At 63.9% G+C, this 10,860-nt stretch carries 11 protein-coding genes, 1 tRNA gene and 1 pseudogene; 9 read left to right on the top strand and 4 right to left on the bottom strand.

What is annotated here, in order from left to right; genetic code table 11:
* The 3 genes from ACLP9N_RS28630 to ACLP9N_RS28620 form a co-directional block, all read right to left on the bottom strand.
* Positions 1-205: WXG100 family type VII secretion target (locus tag ACLP9N_RS28630; RefSeq protein WP_442410524.1), on the bottom strand; the 205-nt coding region annotated here is incomplete at its 3' end.
* 160 nt (positions 206-365) lie between these two features.
* The gene (locus ACLP9N_RS28625) at positions 366-1,541 is read right to left on the bottom strand and encodes a PPE family protein (protein ID WP_442410525.1); all 1,176 of its coding nucleotides are present in this window, start codon (positions 1,539-1,541) and stop codon (positions 366-368) included.
* A 78-nt stretch (positions 1,542-1,619) separates the two neighbouring features.
* Positions 1,620-2,462 carry a PPE family protein, SVP subgroup gene (locus ACLP9N_RS28620; RefSeq protein WP_442410523.1) on the bottom strand — a complete coding sequence of 281 codons (843 nt, stop codon included), beginning with the start codon at positions 2,460-2,462 and terminating at the stop codon, positions 1,620-1,622.
* A 360-nt stretch (positions 2,463-2,822) separates the two neighbouring features.
* On the opposite strand from ACLP9N_RS28620, the gene ACLP9N_RS28615 reads away from it, so the two are divergent.
* Positions 2,823-2,896 (top strand) — tRNA-Leu (locus ACLP9N_RS28615).
* Positions 2,897-2,923: 27 nt separating this feature from the next.
* Here the strand turns inward: ACLP9N_RS28615 and ACLP9N_RS28610 are convergent.
* Positions 2,924-4,051 carry a tyrosine-type recombinase/integrase gene (locus ACLP9N_RS28610; RefSeq protein ID WP_442410522.1) on the bottom strand — a complete coding sequence of 376 codons (1,128 nt, stop codon included), beginning with the start codon at positions 4,049-4,051 and terminating at the stop codon, positions 2,924-2,926.
* Between the two features lie 129 nt (positions 4,052-4,180).
* On the opposite strand from ACLP9N_RS28610, the gene ACLP9N_RS28605 reads away from it, so the two are divergent.
* The 8 genes and pseudogenes from ACLP9N_RS28605 to ACLP9N_RS28570 form a co-directional block, all read left to right on the top strand.
* A complete protein-coding gene (locus ACLP9N_RS28605) occupies positions 4,181-4,402 on the top strand; it encodes a hypothetical protein (RefSeq protein ID WP_442410521.1) in 222 nt (73 codons plus the stop codon).
* 11 nt (positions 4,403-4,413) lie between these two features.
* Positions 4,414-4,710 (top strand): FDXHR family putative zinc-binding protein, encoded by a 297-nt coding sequence (locus tag ACLP9N_RS28600; RefSeq protein WP_442410520.1) that lies wholly within the window; start codon positions 4,414-4,416, stop codon positions 4,708-4,710.
* A gap of 283 nt (positions 4,711-4,993) precedes the next feature.
* Entirely contained in the window at positions 4,994-5,257 is a 264-nt protein-coding gene (locus ACLP9N_RS28595) for a helix-turn-helix domain-containing protein (RefSeq protein ID WP_442410519.1), read from the top strand.
* Positions 5,247-7,667, top strand: a complete 2,421-nt coding sequence (locus ACLP9N_RS28590) for a phage/plasmid primase, P4 family (RefSeq protein WP_442410518.1) — start codon at positions 5,247-5,249, stop codon at positions 7,665-7,667. The genes ACLP9N_RS28595 and ACLP9N_RS28590 overlap by 11 nt, the downstream gene beginning before the upstream one ends.
* A gap of 692 nt (positions 7,668-8,359) precedes the next feature.
* A complete protein-coding gene (locus ACLP9N_RS28585; protein WP_442410517.1) occupies positions 8,360-8,560 on the top strand; it encodes a hypothetical protein in 201 nt (66 codons plus the stop codon).
* A 368-nt stretch (positions 8,561-8,928) separates the two neighbouring features.
* On the top strand, positions 8,929-9,309 hold the full coding sequence (locus tag ACLP9N_RS28580; protein WP_442410516.1) for an STAS/SEC14 domain-containing protein: 381 nt from the start codon (positions 8,929-8,931) through the stop codon (positions 9,307-9,309).
* Between the two features lie 98 nt (positions 9,310-9,407).
* Entirely contained in the window at positions 9,408-10,259 is an 852-nt protein-coding gene (locus ACLP9N_RS28575) for a hypothetical protein (RefSeq protein WP_442410515.1), read from the top strand.
* Between the two features lie 233 nt (positions 10,260-10,492).
* Positions 10,493-10,787 (top strand): annotated as a pseudogene (locus ACLP9N_RS28570) (zinc-ribbon domain-containing protein); the annotation flags it as partial.
* Positions 10,788-10,860 lie beyond the last annotated feature (73 nt).

Here is a 10,860-nt window from a genome sequence, read left to right as displayed (position 1 = left end):
TGTTCACGATGTTGTTGAAGGCCTGGTTCATCTGGCCCATCGTGTCGTAAGAGGTCGCCTGAGCGGTACCGCTCCAGCCAGCCCCGGCGATGTTCTGCGAGGACGCCCACATCTTGCGAGCCTCGTCGGACACCGTCTGAGCGTGCATCTCAAAGCGGCCAGCCATCGCCCGCATAGCGTGCGGGTCGGTCATAAAGCGTGCCATGGTTTGTCTCCTTCTCTCGGAACCATCAGTGTGTACAAATGCGTGCAATTATTACGGCTTGACGATTGATCAGTGGCCTCAAACGCCCGTCATGCGTCCCCTTTTTTGCGTGCATCACGCGACCACCCGCTTAGGCATCGCATGCCAACCTGCTTGTGCATCACACGACGACTTGCTTGGGCATGACGATGGGCTTGAACCCGTACCGCGGCCCGGACATCGCACCCGCGCCCTTGCCGGCCGCTGCCATCCCGGGCATCATCCCGCTGACCGGCCCGCCGGCGGCCTCGTCGGTGGCGGCGGTCCAGCCGCTGCCCTCGAGCGGAGCGGTGGACGAAGCCAGCGTCGCCGGGGCGGCCGAAGACCAGCTGGCCGGCACCGACAGACCGCCAACCGAGGACGCCTCGCCCAGACCCGCCGTCATTGCCCCGCCAACGCCTGACTGGGCTGACACCAGCGTTCCACCGCCCAAACCGGCGCCGAGGGGGGTGACATCGGACGACAAAATGTCGGTGGTGACGCCTGCCGGAGAGCTGGCAAGGAAGTGTCCAAGGACTGGATAGACCCCTTCCACATTAGCGGTATTCCAAGCCACAGTGACACCTACGTTGTAAATGACATTTTCGACGAACGGTTGGCTGAAAAAGGTGTTGAGCGTGTCAATGATCCCCCCGAGCGGCCCCGCTTGTGCCGAAGAAGCGAGCCCTGACGCCGTGCTCTGCAGGCCAGAGACAATAGAACTCAACCCCTGCACGGGGGTGGACGACGCGGCCTGGCTGACCGCGGCGGCCTGGACGGCCGGGGCAGCCGGGTTGGTGGTCGGCGTCGCCGGCTTCAGCGGCTGAAGAACCCCGGCGGCCGCCGAGGAGGCCGCGTAGGTGTACATCGTGGTGGCGTCTTGGACCCACATTTCGGCGTAGTGCGCCTCGGTGGCCGCGATCGCCGCCGTGTTGATGCCCAGGAAGTTGGTCGCGACGAGCGCCGCCAGCGTAGCTCTATTGGCAGCGATCACCGCGGGGTGCACCGTCGCCGCATACGCCGCCTCATAAGCGGCCGCCGACGCCGTGGCCTGGGAGGCCGCGTGCTCGACCGCCTCCGCCGTGGTGCTCAGCCAGGACACGTAAGGCTGGGCCGCGGCTGCCGCTGCTGTCGACCCCGCACCGGTCCATTTCTCGGTGGTCAGCGTCGTGAGTATTGACTCGTACGAGGACGCCGTGGTGCTCAACTCCGCGGCCAGGTTGTTCCAGGCCCCCGCGGCGGCCATCAGCGGTCCTGCGCCCGCACCGGAGTACATGAGCGCGGAGTTGACCTCAGGGGGCAGAGCTGCGAAATCCAACACCATTTCTGTGTCCCGTTCCTTTCAACCGAATTTCGTTTCTTGTTGACTACGTGCGCCCGCGTTGGCACCCGCTCCTTAGACGGTCGCCAGTTTGGGCATGACGATGGGCTTGACGCCGTAGCGCGGCGCACCGAAGCCGGCGCTGTTGCGGGCGGCCGAGGCCATTCCGGGCATGCCGGCAATCGTCGCCGGCGCGGCTTGCGGCGCAGCGGCGGTCCAGCCCGCAGTCTGTAGCCCCATCGGGGTAGTACTCGACACCGTAGTGACCGTTCCGGCCCAACTCGGCGGCACCGACAACTTGCCGACCATGGTCGCCTGCCCCATGCCCATGCCCATGCCCATGCCCGCGCCGAGCGGCATCCCGCCCATGCCGGAGCCGACGGCCGGCCCCGTCGCGCTTACGGCATCCGCGGCGCCGGCAGCGGCGCCGGTCGCATCGCCAGCAGCGGCGCCGGTAGCAGTAGGTAGAGCAGTCAAAAGACCGCCGCCTGACATCCCGAATAAGTCCGATTCGGCGGAGGCAAAGTTCCCCCCCTCATCGATACCTATGCTGAACGGGCCACCATTTAGGAAATTCCAGATTGGCCCTTGCCCTATTCCTGACCCTAGTTGCGCGGGCAAAGCGGCCGAGTTCGCGTTGGCGGCCTCGGTGAATGCATAGGTGCCGGAACTCAGCCCGAGGGTGTTCACAAACTGCTCGTGCATAGCCTGAGCCTCGGCGGCGATCTGCTGGTACAGAGTGCCGTACGCCGTGAAGATTCCAGACTGCAAGGCCGATACCTGGTCGGCGGCTGCCGGAGCGATTGCGGTGGTCGGTGCCGCAGCGCCCGCGTTCTGCGCCGTCAGTGCCCTACCGATGGCTCCCAGCTGCGACGCCGCGGCGAGCAACTCTTCAGGCACTGTCGTCAGAAATGACATCTATTGCTCCTATGTGTGTGAAACATGCCGACCCAATGCGTTGGACCGACCCTGTGCGTTGACGTACGGGGCCCTGTGTATTGGCGTAAGGCTAGTGAGCCCGACGTCCACAGTCGCGATGGAAAGGGCTGGCGTGGCGGGCGTTTACGGCTTTTTAACGCCGACGCGGACAGTTTTAACAAGCTCCTGTCGAGCGACATAGCGGTGTCACCTGGTTCCCGACGACAGCGCAGGTTTAAGGCGCGCGGCGCACGCATCATACGCGAAGCTCTGCGCCGGCGCACGTTCAGAAGCGAGCCAAAATCGGGATGGGATCGGGGTGTCCCGGATCCGGCTTCCGCGCGCTAGATTCGCCGCCGGGCCCCCATAGCCCAATTGGCAGAGGCAGCGGACTTAAAATCCGTCCAGTGTCGGTTCGAGTCCGACTGGGGGCACCTCGCTGTGAGGGGAATATGCGCTGGTCAGGGTGTTTTCAGGATCGAACAGGTGGGCTCATTGGCCTGCCGTGGCCACATTTTGGACACAGTCACGGCTACCTCATCGAGATCGGACTCGAACAGATCGGCGTACACGTCCAGTGTCATCGCCGCACTGGCGTGCCCCAGCATCCGCTGCACCACCTTGGGGTTGGCTCCCGCACTGATGGCCAGCGACGCAGCGGTGTGCCGTAGTCCGTGGGCGGTGACACGGGGGAACGCCGGGTCGGCCTTCCGGCAGCGGGCCACCGCACCCGAGAGCCAGGAATCGTGTGAGGACGGCGGGGCCAGGTACCCACCGGACGCAGAGGGCCACAGCAGTTCGTCGCGGCCCTTGCTCTGACATGTCTGCGCCAGTGCATCGAGAACGAATGCGGGCAGCACCACGGTCCGGTTCTTGTTGCTCTTGAGCGATCCGACCGCGAAGTCACCGCCGACCTTGACGGCGTTGGTGTGCAAGGTGATACGACGGCGCAGGAAGTCGACATCACTCACCCGCAGCGCGGCGGCTTCACCCCAGCGCACACCCCCGACACCGAGCAGCAGCACCAGTGAGTGATAGCGGCCTGACTCCTGCGCCAGTGCCTCTAACTGCGCTGCCGTCAAGTACACGTTCTTACGCGGAGACCTGGGTGGGAGTTTGACTCCCCGAGCGGGATTGGACGCCAGCTGCCGGTCTCTCACGGCATCGTCAAGGATGCGCGCCAAGACGCTGTGGACGGTCTTGACGATGGTGGAGCGGCGGGTGGCCGCAAGATCGGACACCCACGCCTGCACATCGGAGAACCGGACATCGCTGATCCGCACACCACCCCAGCGCGGCGCCACATGCACATGCCAGGCCGAGTCCAGCGACCGGAAGGCTGACGGCTTCATATGCCCGTGCTGACGTGCCAGCCAGGAGGGGCCCAGCTCACCAATGGTGATCCGACCCGCCGATTGACCGATGTACTCACCCCGCGCTTTGGCGACCTCGACAGTGGCGGCGAACATCTGTGCCTCGCGCTTGGTGGTGAACCCACGCTTGCGGGTCTGCCGGTGCTCGGGAGTGCGGTAGCGAACGGCGTAGAGCGTCGTGCCGCTGGCCGTCTGGTAGCGCTCAATCGTTGCCACTTGCCGTCTCTCCGCCTGTGTTAATCTTTCCGTGAGCCTATCCAGGGTATGCGGGCTCACTGTCATAACTGGAATGAAGGAGACACAAGTACGGCGCGGACTTATCGCGCCGGAAGGATGCTGTCTCCGATGTCTCCCCCTGCCGTCAATCCGAACAACCTGCTGCGTGGTCTGCCCGAGATCATCACTCCCGCTGCGCTCGCGCTGCTGTTCGACAAGTCCACCGACCAGCTGGCCAACGAGCGCCACGCCGGGCGTGGTCCCGCCTACGTCAAATACGGGTCGCGGGTCTTCTATCTGCGCTCCGACGTGATCGCGTTCCTGTCCGCCAAACGCCGCGACCCCGCGTAGGGGCACAGTCGGTGACCACTGACACCCCCGGCGTGCCTTCCTCGCGTCATGCTCAGGCAAAAACCAGCACTCCTGCATGGATCACCTGTGTCCGGTGCGACACAAGATGGACGGGGCTCAACACCTGTCACTGTGGAAAGTGCCATAGGACCTTCACCGGGATCAGCGCGTTCGATGAACACCGCAGAAACTCGGTCTGCCTTGACCCCGCCACCCTCCCCAGGCTGGCTCTGGTCACCAAACCGCATTGGTCGGGCTGGGGCTATCCGTCAGAGGACGCCCGATGGGCGGACGGCGATGAGCCCTGATGAAATCGGTTCCCCGGGCACCACCCCGGGGGAACCGACGCCAAGACCAGCAGCAGTCAAAAACGCTTGTGGGCCTCACCTTACCGAGGACTGGCGAGCGGGTGTAGCGCTCCTCGACGCCGCGCAGGCAGCGATTCCCACCGTGATCGCAGGAATCTGCGACCCGTTTGCGGATTGGCCCCGCACGGATTTTCGCTAATTCCGCCCTGCCGCCATGTGTTTCGCCCCGCCCCGCACATAAGGGGTGAAGGGCGCGACGGATCGCCCCGAGAGAGGTAGGGACATGACGGCGACGGTGAAACTCAGTCCATCTGAGCGGCTGAGCACCAGATTGGTCACCCCACAGGCGGTGGCCGTCCAGTACGGCATCCCGTGCCGGACCCAGAGCGACCTGCGGGATCGGGGGGAGTTTGTATCGGTAACCAGGGTTGGTGGCCGCTTGTATTACTTCCGCGATGAATTGGAAGCGTGGCTGCGCTCACAGCGGGTGGTGACCATACACCTGGGTGTGGAGGCCGTGGAGATGGAGGCCGCTGATGGGCCCTGACGAAGTGGGGGCGGCGGTCCCCGAAGAAACCGCCACCAACACCATCACCAACACCGACCAAGACGCTGGTAGAAGCCAATCTACCAACGGCGATGGTGCTGGCGATAGTCGGGAAGGCATCACCTGGGACGGCCGACAGAGCGAACAGGACGCCAGGGCTGAGTTCGTGGTTCACCTGCTGGGACTGAACGTCCCCCTGTGGGTGGCCGAGCGGAACCCCAGGGGGCCCGATGGCGCCGAGTTCACCCGGCCCAGGGGCTGGCCGACCCTGACCGCCGCCAAGAACATCGAGCGGCTCAGCACCTTTAGCCCCGGCAAGGCCATCTGTGCCAACACCGGCGGCAAGGTCGCAGTGGTCGACGTCGACCCGCGCAACGGTGGGGACATCGAGAAGGTGCGTGCCCTCCGGGACGAGCTTGGGGTGCGCATCTACGGCGAGCTGCACACCCACGGGGACGGGCGGCATTTCTACGTTCAGGGGCATCCTGAGCTGCCCAGCGTGCATTCGACGGCCGAAAACAACCGGCTGCCGGGGTATCCCGGCGTGGACATCCAATCTTTTGCCTGCAACGTCTTCTTGCCCTGCACCGAACGGCCAAAGTATCAGGGCAAGGGCTATACGGTCGTGTTCGACGACCTGCAGGTGCTGGCCACCGAGGGTGACCCCGAGGGGGGCGAGGCGCTGGCGCAGTGGGTGGCCGAGCAGACGTACAAGGCCGCCCGCAGGACGGTCGGGCAGCGCAAAGACTCGGCCGACTTCGAGTTCGAGCTGGCCAATCCCTGGACCGGCGGCAAGCCCGACGCGCGCCAGCAGGGCTACCTCGACAAGGTGCTGGAGGAGAACGCCAAGAAGGTGGCCACCAGCAAGCCCGGTGAACGCAACGACACCCTCTACCGCGCCGCGCTGAAGTGCGGGTCCTACATCGCCGGGGCGGGGATGGACATGGACACGGTGACGGACGCCCTCCAGCTGGCCGCCATCGACTGCGGCCTGACCGACGAGGACGGAGAATGGTCGGTGCTGGCCACCATCCGCTCGGCGTTCCGCACCGGATTCACCAACGCCAGGGCCGTCCCGGACCACGTCCCGGCGTCCGACAAGAGCAACGCCATGCAACTGGTCGCCGAGTACGGCCACACCATCCATTTCGTGCCCGAGATCAGCAAGTGGGTGCACTGGAACGGAGTGCTCTGGCACTTCGACCCGGACACCGGGCCGATCGACACCGCAGCCGGGCAGATCGCCATCGGCCTGCCCCAAAGCACCAACGAAGAGCAGAAACACCGCAAGCAGTCGCTGTCGGCGCGGGGGATCACCGCGATGGTGCGGCTGGCTCGTTCGGACCCGATGATGCGGGTCAGCCGAGATCGCCTCGACGCCAGCGGCTGGCAGCTCAACACCCCCAACGGGATCGTGGACCTTCGCACCGGTGAGATCGGCGATCACCGCCCAGAAGCGTGGCACACACGCATCACGCGGGTGGGTTATGACCCGCGCGGCGATTGCCCACTCTGGAAGACGTTCCTGGACACCACCTTCGAAGGCGACAAAGAGCTGATCTCCTACGTGCAAGGACTTTTCGGATACGCCGCGATCGGAGAGGTGTTATCGCACATCCTGTCCTTTTTTTGGGGAGCCGGGAACAACGGGAAGTCTGTCCTGCTGGAGGTGGTTTGCGGAATACTGGGCGATTACGCCATCACTGCACCGGCGAACTTCCTGCTCGCGGGACGCGACCGTCACGAGACCGAGATCGCGCGGCTATCCGGGGCACGGTTGGTGGTGTGCTCCGAGATCAACCAGGGCACCCAATTCGATGAGGCGAAGGTCAAGCTGCTCACTGGCGGTGACACGCTCACCGGGCGGTTCATGTATGGCAACTTCTTCGACTTCCGGCCCTCCCACACGCTGTTTCTGGTCGGCAACCATCAGCCCACCGTCGGCGCTGGTGGTCATGCTTTTTGGCGGCGGGTGCGGCTGGTGCCGTTCACCCATCAGGTGCCCGAGGGCGACAGGGTCGAGGGCCTTGCTGACCGGCTCATCGAAGCCGAGGGTCCGGCAATCCTGGGCTGGATCGTGGACGGGGCCAGGATGGCGGCCGCCGGACAGCTGATCACACCGAGGAGAGTGCTGGCCGCCACCGAGGAGTACCAGGAGTCCGAGGACCGCATCAAGCAATTCCTCGACGACTGCACCGCGCGCGGGACCCGCGAGGACCGCGAATTGGTCGGTGCCGTCTACCAGCGTTATGTCGAATGGTGTAACGCGCGCCGGATTAGGGACGTCCTGGAAGACAGCGTCTTCGGTCGGGAGATCTCGTCGAGGGGCTTCGAGAAGAGCAGGTCAGATAAAAAGCGGTACGTCCACGGCCTCAAACTCAACCCCACTCGCCTGTGGACCCAGAAATGATGCCTGCAGCAAAGGGACAGACATGGAGTTCGCCCCTGTACCTGCCGGGTACAGATGTGGCTTCCAGGGATAGGTCGAGGGACACACCGGGGGACAGCAAGAAAATCTTCTTTTACCAGGACAGGTGCCTTTTAGGGACAGATAGGTACGGGTGTTCCCCACATAGATGAGTTATAGACAAGAGCCCTTATGACGTGGGAAAACACAATATAGAAGGAACAAGATGAGAAATGTCTGTCATCTGTACCTGAACCCGTTCTAGCAAACACTCCCACCAACCTGTGTTACGGAGATGCACCAACCGCGCAGGAGGAGGACAACCGATGGCCACTGCGGCACCAGGACGTCCGGTGTCGGGGTCCACATCAGGCCGAACGACTCTTCTCGGGAGATCAAACTGGCCTCCTCGGTCCAGAGCATTATCGTGAGGACTGTGAATCGTGATCACGCCGAGGGACTGCAGTATCACGCGCTGCCCACTGACGATCCTCTGCGTGCGCTGCACATTCTGCGTGAAGCTGCTGGGCTTCAACCACTTTCTGATGAGCACGATGACCAGGGCTGAGCGGGCAGACTTCGAGGCTACAGAGCCAAGGTGTCGGATCTGTCAAGATCGTCATCTGCGTCATCTAGTCGATGGTCTCCTCGCTTGGCGCGGTACCCCGATCATTCTGGGGCGTAGGAGGACTCACGTGGTTACCTATGCGGACATTCTGCGTCACCTGGAGCCCCTGAACGAAGGTCGCGACAAGAGGGATCGGATCACTTACGACAGCGTGTGGAACCACGCCAAGAGGCACTACGACGTCGTGGGGACACCGGCGCATTTCAGGGTCCAGGTGGAGAAGCTGTTGAGGAATGCCTTCGGCAGTTCTAGGGCTGCCACAAGATAGCTACAAAAAAGCTGCACCAAGTACGAAGATTCCTGGGGAATAAGCCTTTCGCCGTCACGGCCGATCGCTGCCACTGCCTAGTAAGGCGCTTGCGCTTGTTTTTCAACAAGTAGCTTCGGTCAACCACGTCGATCTTGAGCTTAAGGTCAGATCGGACAACCCGATTACCCGCGATAGCGGTTAGCGCGGTGACTGCTCGACACGACCGCATGGAGTGGCGGCGATCCGGGCTAGACCCCCATCCAAGTTACTGAAAGCAGTGGTCACGTGTGTTTCTTGGTGACCTTGGCCTCTTGCACCAGGACGTTCAACGAATCGACGATGACGACGCGAGAGCAGACGACCCCATCTCAGTTGAGGAGGAGATCGTGATCGAGCTGCTGAAGGGCATTCCCGATAACGTCACCGCATTTGCGCTCCACGGGCATGTGACGAAGGCCGATTACGACACGGTGCTGATACCAGACTTTGACGGCAGACTGCGTCGGCACAAGAAGCTGCGGATCTACTTCGAGATCGCCCCTGATTTGGCCAGGTTCGATCCCGGTGCGGTTTGGGAGGATACGAAGTTCGGCTTCGGTCACTTCTTCGACTGGGAACGCTGCGCGGTGGTTACCGACGTGGAATGGGCGAAACACGTGGCGAAATTCAGTGTGTTCTTTGGCTTTCTGTGGCCTGGGGAGTACCGGGCGTTTCCGGAAGCTGAAGCTGGTAAAGCGCGCGAGTGGATTGTTGAAGCCCAACAGTAGCTGCCGGGTCACCGAGCGGCCACGCGCATCCCCGTGGACCCGGAGCAGGAGTTCGGGAGCGACCGGATCGGGCACGCCGCCGCCGAGGAGGAGGACCAATGAGGTTGCGGCTTGGTGTTGGCGGTAGAGCGTTAGGCGTCCGTGGTGGGATCTCCACCCGTGGGTTCGGCGTAGGCGTCGGCCCCGTATCGGCGGGCTCGTCGTGGCGGGGACGCCGCCGCAGACGCAGTGGTGGTGGCTGGGCCGGGCTGATCCTCATCCTGGCTGCCGTGGGATGGCTGATCAGCCTGTGTGACCCGCAGCCATCGCAACCGCCGCAGCCACCGCCGCCGATTACGGCCACGCCGACCACAACGCCGTTCTACGTCCCGCCGCCGTCGACCACGCCGTACACCCCGCCGCCGTCAATTACGCACACCGGCCCACCATCGCCGCAGCCGACATCGGCTAACGGCCCGTGGTACTGCGGCGGCGCGGTCGCGTGCGGCGGGTGCGTGGAGGGCGGCACACCCGCTTGGGACGGCTACGAGGTGGTCTGCGTCCCCGAGGTGCCGTCCGAGTGCCCGGACTGGTACGCGAAGCACCCGAACTGGGACAACGAGCACGGAGACATGCCGTGTGGCGTCCCGCACTACCAGCCGCCGACCTACCCGACCCCGACCCCGACCAGGTGGGGACTCCCGCCCGCCGAGTGGCATTGCTTACCGACGGACCCTAACCCCGAGCAGGCGTTGCCTGATCCACGATTTGAGAACTGGAGGGGGGCCAATGAACGGCGGCAACTAGTACGGCGCTACCAACCGCCACCCCACTCGCCGGGGCGGTGGCATGTGGCCTGCGGTGATGCATCGGTTGACGGAGCGCGCGACGCGGAGCTGGGGGCCATTTTGGGATCAATACAGCAACCCTCAGCGATTGCGACCGCCCCGCTGGACGAGCCAGAGGGTTAACGCGACCGAGGCGACCACGGCGATGATGAGCAGGATGTCGGTTTTCATTGCAGAAATTTATCGAGCAAGGAGCAAGCTTGTCATGGGCCGAGTGCTCCGTCAGACCATCGATAGCGGTGCGGGCCGCGTCATCGGACGTGTGGCCGTAGACATCGCAGTGGCGATATGGCGCATGCTGGCTGGCCAGCGGTGCCACGATATTGATGTGAACGACCGTGGGCTGGCCGCGTGAGATGACAACGGCGGGACTGTTGTGCGGATCGTGCGGCACGGAACTGCCGCCGAACTCCAAGTTCTGTAACGAATGCGGTGCACCGGTCACAAAGACCACTGGGTCGGCTGAGTACAAGCAAGTCACCGTTCTGTTCGCCGACGTGGTCCACTCGATGGACATCGGCGGCAGCCGTCGGGGCGGAGCGGCTGCGCGAGATCATGGCGCAGCTGGTGGATCGGGCCGCTGCTGTGGTGAAACGCTACGGCGGGACGGTGGATAAGTTCACCGGCGACGGGATCGTGGCGGTGTTCGGCGTGTCCAGCGGTGCCGCGCGTTTATGGGCGGCAGCGTTCATGGGTTGAGACTGGGCGCAGCTACGGCTTCAGC

This window comes from Mycobacterium sp. (assembly GCF_052144515.1).
GTDB lineage: Bacteria > Actinomycetota > Actinomycetes > Mycobacteriales > Mycobacteriaceae > Mycobacterium.
The sequence above is the reverse complement of the archived record's forward strand: the minus strand, read 5'-3'. Positions and strand labels throughout refer to the sequence as shown.